Below are 16285 nucleotides of genomic sequence, written 5' to 3'. Positions count from 1 at the left end.
CATGTCCAAGTCGCTTGAATTCCTGACGGAGGCGCTGCGCCGCCTGCCCGGCGTTGGGCCGAAATCGGCGCAGCGCATGGCTTTCCACCTGCTGCAGCATGACCGCGAAGGCGCGGCCCAGCTGTCACGCGCCCTGTACCAGGCGGTGGACGCGGTGCACCACTGCGCCCTGTGCAATACCTTCACCGAAACCGAGACCTGCGACACCTGCATCGACGAGGAGCGCGACCGCCGCCTGTTGTGCGTGGTCGAAACGCCGGCCGACCAGATGATGATCGAGCAGACCCTGACTTACAAAGGGCTGTACTTTGTGCTGATGGGCCGCCTGTCGCCGCTGGACGGCATCGGCCCCAAGGACATCCACCTGGAAAAACTGCTGGCGCGCGCCAGCGACGGCGTGGTGAGCGAGGTGGTCTTGGCGACGAACTTCACCAACGAAGGCGAAGCCACGGCCCACTACATCAGCGAGATGCTGAAAGCGCGCGGCCTGCAGGTTAGCCGCCTGGCGCGCGGCGTGCCGGTCGGCGGCGAACTCGAATATGTGGATGCGGGCACCATCGCCCGCGCCATGCTGGACCGGCGCAGCACCTAGGTGCCGGACAGCGGAACGCTCAACAGGCGCTGCCGGTTGAGCATCTGCGCGATCGATTCCTGCGGCGATGGATGGCCGAGGAAAAATCCCTGCACCAGATCGCAGCCATACTGCTCCAGCAAATGAAGCTGGGCATTGGTTTCCACGCCTTCCGCCACCACCACCATTTTCAAGCCGTGTGCCATGGCGATGATGGCGCGCGTGATGGCGGCATTCTCCGAATCCTGCGGCAGGCCGCTGATGAAGCTCTTGTCGATCTTGAGCGCCCGCACATCGAAGCGCTTCAGATAGCTCATGGATGAATAGCCGGTGCCGAAATCGTCGATCGAAAGGTAGACGCCGATGCCGCGCAGCTGGTCCAGCGTGGCCATGGTGGCGCGCGCGTCGTCCATCAGCGTGCCTTCGGTCAGCTCCAGCTCCAGCAGGCGCGGCTCCAGCCCCGTGTCGTGCAGGGCCGAGACCACGATCTGGCTCAGGTTCTCGTCCTTGAATTGCTTGGCCGAGAGGTTGACCGCCATGCGCACCGGCCGCTGGCAAGCCTGCTGCCAGGCGCGCGCCTGCTTGCAGGCGGTGCGCAGCACCCACTCGCCGATCGGTACGATCAGCCCTGTTTCTTCGGCCAGCGGGATGAATTCATTGGGGGGAATCACGCCGTGCTCGGGATGGCGCCAGCGTACCAGCGCCTCCACGCCCACCAGCTGGGCGCTGGACACATCGACCTGGGGCTGGTACAGCAGATACAGCTCATCGTTCTGCAAGGCTTTGCGCAGGCCGACCTCCAGCTTCACATGGCTCATGATCTGCATCGTCAGCGAAGAGCTGTACAGCTTCGCATTGTCCTTGCCGCAGTTCTTGGCGTGGTACATGGCGGTGTCGGCGTACTTGAGCAGGGAGCTGCTGTCCTCGCCGTCCTGCGGATACAGTGAGATGCCGATGCTGGCCGTGACGAAGATTTCATGGCCGTCGAGCTGGAAGGGGCGGCGCATGGCGTCCTTGACGCGCTGCGCCACATGCAGCGCATCCTCGACCTGCTGCAGGTCGGGGATCAGGATGGTGAACTCGTCGCCGCCCAGGCGCGCCAGGCTGCCGTGGCCAAGCAGGGACACCGTGTCGCCGGGGCGGATGGTTTCATGCAGGCGCTCCGAGACGGCTTGCAGCAGCAGGTCGCCCACATTGTGGCCCAGCGTGTCGTTGATGCGCTTGAAGGAATCCAGGTCCATGAACAGCACGGCGAACTTGCACCCGCCGGCGCGCGAGCGCTGCAGCTCATGCTCCAGCGATTCGAGGAAGGCCTGGCGGTTGGGGATGCCGGTCAGGCTGTCGCAGTAGGCCAGGCGGCGGATCTGGTCCTCCGTGCGTTTGCGCTCGCTGATGTCGCGCACCAGGCCCAGCACCTCGCCCGCGCCGGTATTGACCAGGCGCGCCTCGAAGTGGTGCAGCATGCCGCCGCTGAACAGCTCATAGTCGACGGAACGGATGTCGTGGGTGTCGAGCACGCATTCCAGCTCCAGCATCAAACGCTGCGCGATGGGGGCGGGCAGCACCTCGCTGACGTGGCGGCCCACGCAGCGCGTTTCGGCCAAGGTGGCGCCGGGGCCATGGCCCTGCTCATAGTCCAGATAAAAACCCTCGGGACTGAGGCGGAAGAAGGTGTCGGGAATTGCCGCCAGCACGGCGCGGTTGTGGGCGTCGGCGATGCGCAGGCGGGCGATGGCGTCGCTGGCGCGCAGCACGTACAGCACGCGGTGGCCGAGGATGGGCCAGTTGATCGGCTTGGAAATGAAGTCCGTGGCGCCCACCTCATAAGCCTGCGTCACCGCTTCCAGATCGTCGCCGCCCGTGACCATGATGATGGGGACCGTGGCGCCATGCTCCATCTGGCGGATTTCGCGGCAGACGGTAAAGCCATCCACGCCCGGCATGTCCACGTCGAGCAGCACCAGGTCGGGGCACATCTGGCGGAAGCAGGACAGGGCTGCCGAGCCGTCCGCCGCTTCCACCGCGTTCAAGCCGACCTGCGCCAGCATCTCCAGCATCAGCAGGCGCATGACGGGATCATCGTCAGCCACCAGCACGGTGCCGCGTTTGGGGGAATGTAGTGTGCCCATATCAGGTTTCCTTCTCTAGGATGGCACTCAGGGAATGACGCACCGTCTGGAACTCGCGCTCCATATTGCTCAACAGTTTTTCCGCGCCCTCGGTGGAATCGGCGCGGCCCAGCAATTCCATTTCCTTGCAGAGCCGGGCCAGCGCGTCGGCGCCGACATTGGCGCTGCTTGATTTCAGACTGTGCGCGGCCTTGCGGATGCCGCCCATATTCAGGCAGGCGATGGCTTCGCGCAGGGTTTGCAGATGGGCGGGCGTATCGTCCACATAGGCGTGGATCACGCGCTGCAGCAGCGCCTCGCCATCGGCGCTGAGGGCGCGGATGGCCTCCAGCGCGTGGCGGTTCAGCACCGTTACGGGCGGCGCGGCTTGCGCCACTGCGGGCTTTTCCGGCGGCGGCGCCAGATCGGCGTGATGCATGCTGGCGGCGCGCGGCAGCGCGATCCAGCGCGACAGGGTGTCGGCCAGCGCCTGGCGGCTGAAAGGCTTGCTCAGATAATCGTCCATGCCCGCCGCCAGGCAGTTTTCGCGGTCGCCCTGCAAGGCATTGGCCGTGATGGCGATGACCGGCAGGTGGCGGGCGTGGCCGCTCTGCTTTTCGCGGCGGCGGATTTCCTTGGTGGCGGCCATGCCATCCATCACCGGCATCTGGCAGTCCATCAGCAGCAGGTCGAAATGCGCGGCGCCCACCGCCGTCAAGGCTTCCTCGCCATTGCCGGCGCAAACGGCGTCCAGTCCCAGGCTGTTCAGCATGGCCAGCGCCACTTCGACATTGACCGGATTGTCCTCGGCCAGCAGCACGCGCAGCGGACGCTTGGCGCGCGGCAGCCGCGCGCCCGCGGGCGCCAGCGCCGTCATCGGCCGCGTGCCTTCGCCGCCGCGGGCCGGCGTCACCAGGCATTCATACAGATCGCAGTCGCGCGCCGGCTTGATCAGCTGGAAGGCCACGCCGGCCTCGCGCCGCTGCACCGTATCGGCCGCGCTGCGCTCTGTGCTGAGCAGCAGCAGGCGCACGCCGGACAGCGCGGCATCGGCCTTGATCTCGGCTGCCAGCGCCAGCCCGCTGATGCCTGGCAAGTCCATATCCAGCAAGGCCGCGTCGTAGGGCTGGCCGCTGCTGGCGCCGGCGTGCAGCAGGCGCAGCGCTTCCGCCGCCGTGGCGGCGCTGTCGCAGTGCAGATGCCAGCGCCCAAGCAGGCGTTCCAGCACGGCGCGGCTGTCCGGATGCGGATCGGCGATCAGCGCGCGCAAACCCTTGCTCTTCTGGCTAAAGCCGGATTCGTCGCCATCGACACGGCGCTTGTCGAACTGCACGGTGAACCAGAAGACCGAACCTTGCGCGAGCGCGTTGTCGACGCCGATCTGCCCGCCCATCAGCTCCACCAGCTGGCGCGAAATCGCCAGCCCCAGGCCGGTGCCGCCATGCTTGCGTGTGGTCGAACCATCGGCCTGGGAGAAGGAGTCGAAGATGCGGCTGCGCGCCTCGCGCGCCACGCCCAAGCCGGTATCGTGCACCTCGAAGCGCATGCGCACGGTTTGCGCATCCTCGCCGGTGACGTAGACCTTGAGCTGGATGCGGCCCTTGTCGGTGAACTTGATGGCATTGCCCATCAGGTTCACGATCACCTGGCGCAGCCGGTTCGGATCGCCGCAGATGGCGATCGGGATATCGTTGGCGATCTCGAAATGCAGGTCCAGCCCCTTGGCCTGCGCCTGCGGCGAAAACACATAATCGATATCGTCCAGCAGCTCGCGGAAGTTGAAATGGATGTACTCCACCGTCAGCTTGCCCGCCTCGATCTTGGAGAAGTCCAGGATATCGTTGATGATCACCAGCAGATGCTCGCCCGAACGCTTGACCATGCTGGTGTAATGGCGCTGTTCCTCGCTCAGGCGCGTGGCCATCAGCAGCTCGGTCATGCCCAGCACCCCGTTCATCGGCGTGCGGATTTCGTGGCTCATCGTGGCCAGGAAGGCGCTCTTGGCCTGGCTCGCCGCCTCCGCCGCGTTCTTCGCCTTCTCCAGTTGTTCGGTGCGCACGCTGACCTGGCGCTCCAGCTGATCGCGGTACTGCGCCAAGCGCGTATCGCGGTTCTCGATCTGCGCCAGCATATGGTTGAAGCTATCGATCAGCGTGCCCAGTTCATCACTGCGGCTGTGCTGCACCTGCGAGTAAGTCTGGCTGCTCGACACCTGTTGCGCCGCCGCCACCAGCTTGCCGATCGGCTCCGCGATGCTGCCCTTGAAACGCGCCGCCAGCATCTGCGCCAACAGGAAGGAGAGGGCGGTGGCCGCCCCCGTGATGCCCAGGTTCTTCAGGATGCCCAGCCACATGCCGAGCTGGCCCGCCTCCACCATCACCGCGCCGATCGCATGCGGCCCCACGCGCACCGGCCGGTAGAGGCGGGTCAGCGGACGCCAAGGCGCACCGGCCCGTTCGCTGAGCGGCTGGCCGACCAGCGCCGCGACGCCCTGCGGCGACAAGGATGGTGGGCGCGCGGACGACGCCGGAAAACTGGCGAACACCCGGCCCTCGCGGTCGAACAGAGCGGCCCGCGTAATCTGATCCTTCACCGCCAGCGCCGCCAAGTTCTGCTCCGCCTGCACGCGATCGGCAAACAGCAAAGCCTGCACGCTGCTGGCCCCGACCACATCGGCCAGGGAGGCAAGCTGCTTCTGCTCATCATCCGCATGGCCGAGCACCGTCGTCAGCGCGAACGCCAGGAACACCAGCAGCAAAGCGCTGCCGGTGGACAGGACCGAAATGATGGTCAGTTTCTGACTAAGGCCGGAACGTTCGAAGTTGAGCATTGCCGCCGCCGATAAAGGATTCCAACAGGAAAAATATAGCCTCCTGCCCATCCCCCACCTTGCGCCGACGCAACCCCTTCCCATCCCCTTTGCGCCACATCAAACAATGTCTAACCCTGGTGTCAGGCACCAGGGTTAGACATTTGCTGATTTAGATCAAAGAATGTCCGCCCTAGTGCCTGACACCAGGGTGGACATTTGTTGAGGAAGATCAAAGGTTAGCAGCAGCCGCCGCGCTTGCCGGCGCCGCCGTAGCGGGCTTCTTGCCGCTCGCGGAAGAATTCTTCGTAGCTCATCATCGGCTCGCCGGGGTGGGTGGCTTCGCGATGGGCGACGTAGCTGTCATATTCGGGCAAGCCGACCATCAGACGCATGCTTTGTCCGAGGTAGCGGCCTGCTTTGACGATTTCGTTCAACATGCTCAGGCGGCCGGCATCAGCTGTACCGGGCTTTCCTTGTGGCTCGGCTTGGCGTTGGCGCGCGCGGCCAGGGCGGTGCGCACGCCGAAGATCAGCACGGCCAGCACGACGACGATGAAGAAGCCGGCCAGCGAGGCGTCGAGGTAGTCGTTGAAGATCACCTGGCGCATCTGGTCGAGCGATTTGGCCGGGGCCAGTAGTTCGCCTTTGTCGAGCGCGGCCTGGTATTTGGCGGCGTGCGCGAGGAAGCCGACTTTCGGATTGGCGGCGAAGATTTTCTGCCAGCCGGCGGTCAGGGTGCACAGCAGCAGCCAGACGGTGGGCAGCAGCGTGACCCAGGCGAAGCGGGCGCGCTTCATCTTGAACAGCACGCAGGTGGCGAGAATCAGCGCGATACCGGCCAGCATCTGGTTGGCGATGCCGAACAGCGGCCACAGGGTGTTGATGCCGCCCAGCGGATCGACCACGCCCTGGTACAGGAAGTAGCCCCAGGCGGCCACGCACAAGCCGGTGGCGAGCAGGCTGGCGAACACGGAGTCGGTGCGTTTCAGCGATGGGGCGAAGGCGCCCAGCAGATCCTGCAGCATGAAGCGGCCGGCGCGCGTGCCGGCGTCGACGGCGGTCAGGATGAACAGGGCTTCGAACAGGATGGCGAAGTGGTACCAGAAGGCCATCATGGCTTTGCCGCCGATGACGTTCGACAGGATATGCGCCATGCCCACGGCCAGCGTCGGTGCGCCGCCGGCGCGCGAGATGATGGTGTGTTCACCCACGTCCTTGGCGGTCTGCGTCAGCATTTCCGGCGTGACGCGGAAGCCCCATTGCGAGATGGCTTGCGCGGCCGATTCGGCGGTGGTGCCGATCAGCGCGGCCGGGCTGTTCATGGCGAAGTAGATGCCCGGTTCGATGGTCGACGCGGCCACCAGGGCCATGATGGCGACGAAGGATTCCATCAGCATGGCGCCATAGCCGATGAAGCGGGCGTGGGTTTCGTTCTCGATCATCTTGGGCGTGGTGCCGGAGGAGATCAGGGCGTGGAAGCCGGAGACGGCGCCGCAGGCAATCGTGATGAACAGGAAGGGGAAGAGGTTGCCCGACCATACCGGGCCGCTGCCGTCGATGAATTTGGTCACGGCCGGCATTTGCAGATACGGCGCGGCGATCAGGATGCCCAGCGCCAGGCCGACGATGGTGCCGATCTTGAGGAAGGTGGACAGGTAGTCGCGCGGCGCCAGCAGCAGCCACACCGGCAGCACGGAGGCGATGAAGCCGTAGCCGATCAGCATCCAGGTCAGTTCCGTGCCGGTATAGGTGAACAGCGGCGCCAGGGCCGGATTCTCCTGCACGTACTGGCCGCCGAAGATGGCCGCCATCAGCAGCACAAAGCCGATCAGCGAGACTTCGCCGACGCGGCCCACGCGCACATAGCGCGAGTACACGCCCATGAACAGGGCGATGGGAATGGTCGCCATCACGGTGAAACTGCCCCATGGCGAGCCGGCCAGCGCCTTCACCACGATCAGGGCCAGCACGGCCAGGATGATCACCATGATCATGAAGGTGCCGAGCAGGGCGATATTGCCGGGGATCGGCCCCAGTTCGGATTTGATCAAGTCGCCCAGCGAGCGGCCGTCGCGGCGCATGGAGATGAACAGCACCATGAAGTCCTGCACCGCGCCGGCAAACACCACCCCGGCCAGAATCCACAACATGCCGGGCAGGTAGCCCATCTGCGCTGCCAGCACCGGACCGACCAGCGGACCAGCGCCAGCGATGGCGGCGAAGTGGTGGCCGAACAGCACGTTCTTATTGGTCGGTACGTGGTCCAGGCCATCGTTGAATTTGTAGGCGGGCGTCATGCGTTTCGGGTCCAGGCCCATCACGTCGCGCGCGATGAACAGGCTGTAGAAACGGTAGGCGATCAGGTAGACGCAGACGGCCGCGATCACGATCCAGATGGCGCTGATTGGTTCGCCGCGCTGCAGCGCCACGACGCCCAGCGCGCCCGCGCCAGCCAGCGACAGCGCTGCCCAGCCAAATTTGCTCAAAACAGGGTTCATTACTTCCTCCAATGGGTAGCGGGATGGCGGGCAGGGGATTTATTCTTATGGTCTGCGCTCAGCCTATATAAAGTATTCAGGAAGCGAATATCTCGGGCAAGCGCAGGATTACGCAGGCGGGCTAGGTAGTACTACGTAGGAAGTCCGCCTCGCCCCGGCGTACAATGCCCCTCACTCACTGGTCGCTACGAGCTTGCAATGAAGTTGAAGCAGAAAGTCATTTTCCTGGCCATCACGCCGCTGTTTCTGGCGCTGTGCGCCATTGCGCTGGCCGTGCAGTACCAGGCCAACACGCTGGCGCGCCAGCAGAAGGAAACCATCGAGCAAGCCTACCTCGCCAGCAAGGAGGCGGAACTCAAGCACTACGTGACGCTGGCCACGCATTCCGTCGCCCACCTATACCGCTCCGGCCGACGCGATCCCGCCACGCTGGACGAGGCCAAGCGCATCCTGTCTTCCTTGAGCTTCGGCGACGACGGCTACTTCTTCGTCTACGATATGCAGGGCAATAGCCTGATGCATCCGCGCCAGCCCGAGCTGGTGGGGCAGAACCTGTTCGAGTTGCGCGACGGGCAAGGCCGTCCCACCATCCAGCGCCTGCTGGCGCGCGCCCGCGCCGGCGGCGGCCTGGAACGCTATTCCTGGGTCAAGCCTTCGACCCATAAGGCCGCGCCCAAACTCGGTTACGTGATCCAGCTGGAGCAATGGGGCTGGATGATGGGCACCGGCATCTATCTCGATGATGTCGACCAGGCGCTGGAAAAGGTCGATGCCCAGCAGCGCGGCAATATCCGCAACACCATGCTGTGGATCGCCGGCATCGCGGCACTGAGCGCGCTGGCCGTGGGCTTCTCCGGCCTGGCGCTGAACCTGAGCGAGTCGCGCGTGGCCGACGCCAAGCTTAAAGCCTTGGCCCAGCGCGTGGTTGAATCGCAGGAAGAGGAGAGGGCGCGCCTGTCGCGCGATCTGCACGACGGCATCAGCCAGTGGCTGGTGTCGATCAAATTGCAGATCGAAGCCGGCATCATCCGCCTGACCGGCAATCCCGAACAGCAGCAGGCGGCGCAAGCCGTGTTCGAACACACGGCCGAGCAGTTGAACAATGTGCTGGGCGAAGTGCGCCGCATCTCGCATAATCTGCGTCCCGCGATTCTGGATGACCTGGGCCTGGCTGCGGCGCTGGGCCACCTGGCCGAAGAGTTCGAGCACGATAGCGGCACGCCGATCGATTTCAAGGCCGAGGGCTGCACCGAAGGCCTGGCCGATGTGGCCAACACGGTGCTGTTTCGCATCGCCCAGGAAGCATTGACCAATATCGAGCGCCACGCGGGCGCCAGCCGCATCGAGATCCGCCTGACCGGCACGCCGGAGCGCGTCAGCCTGCGCATCACCGACAACGGCAGCGGCTTCGACGCCGACGGCATCGCCGTCCACCCCAAGCGGGGCATCGGATTGCGCAATATGATGGAACGCATGGACGCGATCGGCGGCAAGTTCGAGATCGCATCCTCGCCGGCCGGCACCACGGTGCTGGCCCAGGTAGACAACCGGAGTTAGCTTATGACGATCAGGATACTGCTGGTGGACGACCATCCCCTCGTGCGCGACGGCTTGCGCGCGCGGCTGGAGGCTATGCCGCAGTTCGAAGTGGTGGCCGAGGCGGGCGGCGCGGCCGAGGCGCTGGAACAGGCCAGCGTGCAGAGGCCCGACCTGGTTCTTATGGATATCAATATGCGAGGCGTGAACGGCATCGAGGCCACGGCCCAGTTCCGCGATCGCTTCCCGGATATCGCCGTGCTGATACTGTCCATGCACGACAAGCTGGAATATGTATCGCAGGCGATCCAGGCCGGCGCGCGCGGCTACGTGCTGAAGGACGCGCCGGGCAAGGACATTGTGGTGGCGATCGAAACCGTGATGTCGGGCGGGATCTACTACAGCGCCGCGCTGGCGCGCCAACTGGCCCGCCCGCAGAACCAGGACAACCAGCTGACGTCGCGCGAGCACGAAGTCCTGCAGCATATCGCCAACGGCCAGTCAAACAAGCAGATCGCGCGCGACCTTGACCTGAGCGTGCGCACGGTGGAAACCCACCGCCTGAACATCAAGCGCAAGCTGGGCATCGAAGGCCAGGCGGAGCTGATCAAGTACGCCGTCCAGCATGTGCAATTCGAGGGCCGCAAGCCGGAATAGGCGCGCCGCGCAAGAGCAAAATTTTGAGCTTGCACTCTAGTAGGCGGCTCATGGTTTCTTCGACAATTTCTGGTATATTCCTGCGTCCGGTTCGCCGGCGCCACTTTCATAGTTTGAGATAAAGGTCTGGGGTGCGTTGCGTCGATGAAAAATGGTTGCTTAGAGTTAATACTTGTTCTACCATTTGACGCATAACCACACCGAGAAACTGATGTCCGCATCTGATTCAAGTACCTTCCCGCTCGTGGGATTGCAAGCGGTGTCCAACGCCCAGCATCAATGGGTGGCACTGGCTTTCCATCTCACTCCCCAAGCCGGGCTGGCCGCGCCAGCCTTGGCACAGCTATTTGCCTATCCGGACATGCGCGCCGCGCTGGCGCCGCTCGATTTCATCGTCTCCCTCGACGACCCGCTGCATGTGGATGAAGCGCTGGCCGCCAGCCTGCCGGCCCAGCACACCATCTTGCGTGTTCCCGCCGCCGCCTGCGCCAGGAATGAGGTACAGAACCGGTGCCGCGCGCTGGCCGAACGCGGCTTCCGCCTGATGGTCGATGGCGAAGCCGGCCTCGATGCGGGCAAGGCTGGCATGCGCGCCTTGTCGGCCGATGCCGGCGGCGGCCTGCCGTCGATGGTCTCGATCCTGACGCTGGCCGGTCCGCACTGGGTCAGCAATGTGGCCGACAAAGCCTGCCTGGCAAACTGGCGCAGCGCCGGCTTCTCCTGGTTCAGCGGCGCGTACAGCCGCGAGGGCGCGGCCGAAGCGCCCAATAGCGATGGCACCTCGCGCAAACGCCTGCTTGCCCTGCTTGGGCTGCTGGCGCGCGACGCCGACTCGCGCGAACTGGAAATCCTGCTCAAGCAGGACCCCGCGCTGGCCTACCATCTGCTCAAGCTGGTCAACTCCGCCGCGTTCGCGCCGCCCGCGCCGATCCACAGCTTCACCCAGGCCATTAATGTGCTGGGCCGGCGCCAATTGCAGCGCTGGCTGCAGCTGCTGCTCTACGCGCGCCAGCAGGACGACGGCGGCGCCAACGCGTTGCTGCCGCTGGCCGCCGTGCGCGGCGCGCAAATGGAATTCCTGAGCAGGGAGCGCGGCGGCGACCGCGACGCGCAAGACATGGCCTTCGTCGCCGGCGTTTTCAGCCTGCTCGACGTCTTGCTCGGCATGCCGATGACGGAAATCGTCAGCGCCCTCAGTCTCGACCTCGACGTGGTGCGCGCCTTGCTTGACCGCGCCGGCCCGCTGGGCGATATGCTGGCCCTGACGGAAACCGAACGTCCCGATCCCGCCCGCCTGCAGGCATTGGGCATCGACACAGAAACCCACTGGCGCGGCCTGCTGCAGGCCTACCACTGGGCGATCCAGGTCAGCAGGAATCTATGAACACGCTGGCGCATCCGGTCTCCGACTTCCTGGGCAACAGCGCGGCACTCTGCGACGCGGTGCTGCGCCTGCGAGGACCAGTCCTAGCCGAAGAACTCGGACGGATCGCCCGCAGCGTCATGAACAGTCCCGAAGGCCGCTACGTGCCGGCGGGCGAAGAAGAAGCCATGCTCTTGCTGGGCACCGGCGAAGGCCTGCGCCAGGAAGTGCGCTTCGACGAACACTACTTCGGCCGCTTCGAAGTATCGGGCCGCAGCGGCTACAGCGACGCCGACAGCCAGCACCTGGCCAGCCTCGCGACCCTGGCCGCCAGCGTGCTGCAAGTGCACTCCGTTGCCCAGCGCACCACGCACGCCTATGTGCAGGTTGAAGCCCAGCTCCAGCACCAGTCGCAGATCCTGGAGCAGATCCACGAATCCGTGCTGACCATGGACCTGAACGGCTTCATCACCAGCTGGAACAAAGGCGCCGAGCGCCTGTTCGGCTACAGCGCGGTGGAAGCGGTGGGCCGCAACATCCTCTTCCTGTACGACGACGAAGACGCCTCCTTCCACGACAATTTCCTGGAACAGGGCGGGCGGCTGATGGAAGTCCGGCGCCGCAAGAAATCCGGCGAAGTCTTCTGGGCCAGTCTCTCGCTGTCGCCGCTGTGCGATATGGATGACCGCTCCATCGGCCTGATCGCCTATTTGACCGACATCACCGAGCGCAAGCTGGCGGAAGAACGCATCCACCACCTGGCGTACTACGACGCGCTCACCAATCTGCCCAACCGCACCCTGCTCACCAAGCTGGTGGACCAGGCGCTGACGGTGGCCCAGCGCAGCAAGCTGCATGGCTGCGTGCTGTTCATCGACTTGAACCGCTTCAAGCTGATTAACGACACCCTGGGCCGCAAGACTGGCGACGAGCTGCTGCGTGAAGTGGCGCAACGCTTCCGCCACGTGCTGCGCGAGCAGGACGTGGTGGCGCGCCTGGGCGGCGACGAATTCGCCGTCGGCCTGTTCGAACTGGGCCAGCATTACGAAGCCAGCATGGTCGCGCACAAGCTGCTCGCAGCGCTGAACGAACCCTTCATGATCGACGGCCACGATCTGCGCGTGGGCGCCAGCATCGGCATCAGCGTCTATCCGCAAGACGGCGGTGACGCCGAGACGCTGCTGCGCCTGGCCGACATCGCCATGTACCGCGCCAAGCAAGGCACGGGCGACGGCGAGCATGTCGCGTTTTACAGCCAGGACATGAACCAGGGCATGCAGGAACGCATGCGCGTCGAATCCGGCCTGCGCCACGCGCTCGGCAACGGCCAACTGATGCTGCACTACCAGCCCAAATTCTCCATCCAGACAGGTCACATCATCGGCGCCGAAGCGCTGGTGCGCTGGCACCATCCCGAACGCGGCATGGTGCCGCCCGCCGAATTCATCCCCCTGGCCGAAGCCACGGGTCTGGTGGTGCAGCTCGGCGAATGGGTACTGGAAGCCGCCTGCGCCCAGGCCCAAGCCTGGAAAGAAGCCGGGCTGCCGCCGATCCGCCTGGCGGTGAACGTCTCCGCGCGCGAATTCACCTCCGCCTTGCCGGGGCGCGTGCGCGACACGCTGCAACGCTACGGCCTGGAACCCTCGTGGCTGGAACTCGAGATCACCGAGAGCACGCTGATGCACAATATCGACCGCGTGATCGGCATCATGGACCGCATCACCGCGCTAGGCGTGACCCTATCGCTGGACGATTTCGGCACCGGCTACTCCAGCCTCTCGTACCTCAAGCGCTTCCCCATCGACACGCTCAAGATCGACCGCTCCTTCACCACCGGCATCCCGACGGATGCCAACGACTGTGCGATTGCCAGCACCATCATCAGCATCGCGCAGCAGCTCAAGCATAAGGTGATTGCGGAAGGCGTGGAGACGGTCGAGCAGCTGGCCTTCCTCAAAGATTCAGGCTGCGATGAAGTGCAGGGGTATTTGTTCTCCAAACCCCTGCCGGCGGCTGAATTTGAAAAAGCACTCAAGGAAAGCTGGGGACGCGAGGGATGAGTTGGTGGCAAGCGACGGTGAAATCTGTATAATGCAGGCCTTCAGGAAGCGTGGCCGAGTGGTTGAAGGCAGCAGTCTTGAAAACTGCCGACGGGTTAAACCGTTCGTGAGTTCGAATCTCACCGCTTCCGCCAGGAAATAAAACAAACCGCCGTCAGGCGGTTTTTTTATTGCCTGGCGGAAGCGAGGGGAGCGCCTGCGCGCTCCCCGTGTGAGTTTCGAAGGGCTGGGCCTACTGGCCCAGCCCTCTTCGAATCGCCCGTTTGCTGCCCGCTGCGCGGGCAGCCCCGCGCGCCGAAGGCGCGCGTCCCATCTCCCAATCAATTGCTTTTAAGTAACAAACCAGCAAACATCCAAAAAATCCCCACATTAGTTGTTTCCTTGTTAGGATATCAAAGTATCGAAATTCACCATTCAGATAGCAAAGTATGCGATTTCTTGAACTAAAATCGATACCGGACTATCATGAATAATCAAATCAGATAGCTAAGTATCCATATGAAGATAGCCCAAAGAATCGCTGAAACCCTGCGATCAGCCAAGCGGGAGCGCAAGCTTACAACCGCAGAACTCGAACGCCGAACGGGCCTCACGGCGGTATCCATCCGTGCGGCGCTATCCGGTTTGAAAGACTCCAAGCTCTCAACCCTCATCGCGATAGCACATGAACTTGAACTGGATCTTGTACTTATCCCCAATGCAATATCCGCAAGCATCGCGCCACCTGCCGCTCCCACGCCACAGGTAAAGACCTTGGCCGATGCTGTTCGAGAGCGACCCCAGCGACTCATCTCAAAAGGATGATGAATGAAGCTCAGTGTTTTGGAAATCCGCCTGGGTGAGAGAAAAATCGGCCACCTGTTCAAATATGGTGACATCATCCGTTTGGCCGTAGAGCCGGACTATGCAAATGATCGTGAGCGGCCAATGCTGTCGCTGTCCTTTCAAGCTGCCGACCCAGCGCAGACGCCAGCGCTGTTACTGGATCCCTTCTCCTCCATTCTAAATTCCCCTGGGAACGGACGGCTGCCAGCGTTCTTCCAGAACCTACTACCCGAGGGTATTCTTCGCAAACACATCGCGATGGAGAGGAAGTGCGATGAAGATGATCACTTCGAGCTGTTGGCAGCATGCGGAGGCGATCTACCCGGCAAAGTCTATGCGACGCCAGCCCCAAGCGATAAATCATTGACGGCGCGCTTAGTGACCCAGAATAACGATTCCGTGGAAATGACGGTAATCGATGATCCACTGGACGACGGCATTTCCCTCAGTGGCATGCAGCCCAAAATCGCCCTTGTGAAAGAGGGTGGACGCTTTGTCGCCGCGCGGCATCTGGACTCCGGTCACATTATTGGCAAGCTGCCGGCGGCGCAATACGACTTATTGCCGCAAGTCGAACTCTTATCTCTGCAATTGGCCGATGCCGCTGGCGTTACCGTGTGTAAGGCCACGCTAGAACCGTTGACCCTGATCGACAATAAGGGGGAACTCGCATTAGGGCGGTCGACCCACTTCTTGGCCGTGCAGCGCTTCGACCGTGACTGTCCGGGCAGAATGCACGCCGAGGACTTTGCTCAAGTGCTGTCAGTAGATCCACAAAATAAGTACAGCGGCGGCACCTATGCCGATATCGCCGCAATGATGCTGGCCGTCACTGGATTAGGCGAGTCAGCAGTCCTGGAACTCACGCGACGCATTGCAGTTTCTGAACTGCTTGGAAATTACGACTTCCATCTGAAAAACATCGGCATTCTGCACCATGATGATGGCCGAATTGAGCTTTCGCCTGCTTACGACATTGTGGCCTATTGCGTCTATGTCCGAGGCTCTGGCCATGCTCTTCGATTCACGCCAGAACAGAAGTCGCGTGAAGGGCTGACTCCGCAGCAGTTGCGCGCATTTGCCAATGACATCGGACTTCCGGAACCCAAGCTTCGCAAAGAAGTTTCGAAAGTATGTCAGCTTGCCTTGGAGCGTTGGCCGGCCTTGATTGAACGAAGCGATCTCCTGGATGGCCAGAAAGCCAAATTGTTGGAGCACTTGTATTCGCGCCCAATGGTACAGACGTTGATGCGGCGGCAGGCGGTGAAGTCCAATGCCTCAGCAGGATCAGAAAGCTGAAAATCACCTTTCGTTGCTGCGCTCCCCTAAAAAAGATAACTGCCTTGGTGCAACGGCTGGACAAAAACATAAAAATCCGCTGCAGCTAGCAATCAATCTGCGCTGCCCACGAGCCAGGCAGTACTGCGCGTCGAGGGCGTCTTCTACGCTTTGTTGCTTTTCGGGAAAATTCACACTTCGTTTATTTTCGCTTAAAAACCGTCCAACTCATCAGTCCTACAGTTAAGACATCTACCCACTTCCTACAGCAAGGAGAACCACGATGTCCTACACCTACACGAAAGTTGACGATCTGGAAAATTCGGAAATGGTAGGCAATCACCAATGTGTCGCATTGGTTCGTCAATATGCAGGAGCGCCAGCCACGATCGCCTGGAAACAAGGAACTGCTGTTTTTGGCAACCGTTTGCTGAAAAAGGGAACAGCCATCGCCACTTTCGTTAATGGGCGATACGCGAACCAAGGGAAGCGCTGATCAATTCACCCTTTTAGCGAGATTGGTGCGCAAAAAAGGTGGAACTATGAGCCGATCAAGCATATTTCCGTTCGATTTGACG

Annotated in this window: 11 protein-coding genes and 1 tRNA gene; 8 read left to right on the top strand and 4 right to left on the bottom strand. The window is 62.8% G+C overall.

Features of this window, described 5'->3' with window-relative positions:
- The first annotated feature begins 1 nt into the window (after position 1).
- Positions 2-592: a recombination mediator RecR gene (gene recR / locus FHS03_RS26750; RefSeq protein ID WP_050408693.1), complete on the top strand. Its 591-nt coding sequence runs from the start codon at positions 2-4 to the stop codon at positions 590-592.
- Here recR and FHS03_RS26745 read toward each other — a convergent pair.
- The 4 genes from FHS03_RS26745 to FHS03_RS26730 form a co-directional block, all read right to left on the bottom strand.
- Positions 589-2700, bottom strand: coding sequence for a putative bifunctional diguanylate cyclase/phosphodiesterase (locus FHS03_RS26745; RefSeq protein ID WP_183443955.1), 2112 nt, complete (start codon positions 2698-2700; stop codon positions 589-591). The two genes, recR and FHS03_RS26745, sit on opposite strands and share 4 nt — an antisense overlap.
- Before the next feature lies 1 nt (position 2701).
- A complete protein-coding gene (locus FHS03_RS26740) occupies positions 2702-5509 on the bottom strand; it encodes a hybrid sensor histidine kinase/response regulator (protein ID WP_183443954.1) in 2808 nt (935 codons plus the stop codon).
- 218 nt (positions 5510-5727) lie between these two features.
- Positions 5728-5928 carry a YbdD/YjiX family protein gene (locus FHS03_RS26735; protein WP_183443953.1) on the bottom strand — a complete coding sequence of 67 codons (201 nt, stop codon included), beginning with the start codon at positions 5926-5928 and terminating at the stop codon, positions 5728-5730.
- 2 nt (positions 5929-5930) lie between these two features.
- Positions 5931-7988 (bottom strand): carbon starvation CstA family protein, encoded by a 2058-nt coding sequence (locus FHS03_RS26730; RefSeq protein ID WP_183443952.1) that lies wholly within the window; start codon positions 7986-7988, stop codon positions 5931-5933.
- 198 nt (positions 7989-8186) lie between these two features.
- Here FHS03_RS26730 and FHS03_RS26725 point away from each other — a divergent pair, with 198 nt between their 5' ends.
- The 7 genes from FHS03_RS26725 (at position 8187) to FHS03_RS26695 (ending at position 16203) form a co-directional block, all read left to right on the top strand.
- Positions 8187-9545, top strand: a complete 1359-nt coding sequence (locus FHS03_RS26725; protein ID WP_183443951.1) for a cache domain-containing protein — start codon at positions 8187-8189, stop codon at positions 9543-9545.
- 3 nt (positions 9546-9548) lie between these two features.
- Positions 9549-10181 carry a response regulator gene (locus FHS03_RS26720; protein ID WP_183443950.1) on the top strand — a complete coding sequence of 211 codons (633 nt, stop codon included), beginning with the start codon at positions 9549-9551 and terminating at the stop codon, positions 10179-10181.
- A 211-nt stretch (positions 10182-10392) separates the two neighbouring features.
- Positions 10393-11565: an HDOD domain-containing protein gene (locus FHS03_RS26715; protein ID WP_183443949.1), complete on the top strand. Its 1173-nt coding sequence runs from the start codon at positions 10393-10395 to the stop codon at positions 11563-11565.
- Entirely contained in the window at positions 11562-13604 is a 2043-nt protein-coding gene (locus FHS03_RS26710; RefSeq protein ID WP_183443948.1) for a putative bifunctional diguanylate cyclase/phosphodiesterase, read from the top strand. Before FHS03_RS26715 ends, FHS03_RS26710 begins: the two co-directional genes overlap by 4 nt.
- A gap of 44 nt (positions 13605-13648) precedes the next feature.
- A tRNA-Ser gene (locus tag FHS03_RS26705) sits at positions 13649-13738 on the top strand.
- 673 nt (positions 13739-14411) lie between these two features.
- Complete coding sequence (locus tag FHS03_RS26700; protein WP_183443947.1) at positions 14412-15728, top strand: type II toxin-antitoxin system HipA family toxin; 1317 nt, start codon at positions 14412-14414, stop codon at positions 15726-15728.
- Positions 15729-15990: 262 nt separating this feature from the next.
- On the top strand, positions 15991-16203 hold the full coding sequence (locus FHS03_RS26695; RefSeq protein WP_183443946.1) for a BPSL0067 family protein: 213 nt from the start codon (positions 15991-15993) through the stop codon (positions 16201-16203).
- Positions 16204-16285 lie beyond the last annotated feature (82 nt).

Source organism: Pseudoduganella violacea, from assembly GCF_014191875.1.
Classification (GTDB): Bacteria; Pseudomonadota; Gammaproteobacteria; order Burkholderiales; family Burkholderiaceae_D; genus Rugamonas; species Rugamonas violacea_A.
Note: the sequence above shows the minus strand (reverse complement) of the source record. Positions and strands in the feature narration are given on the sequence as shown.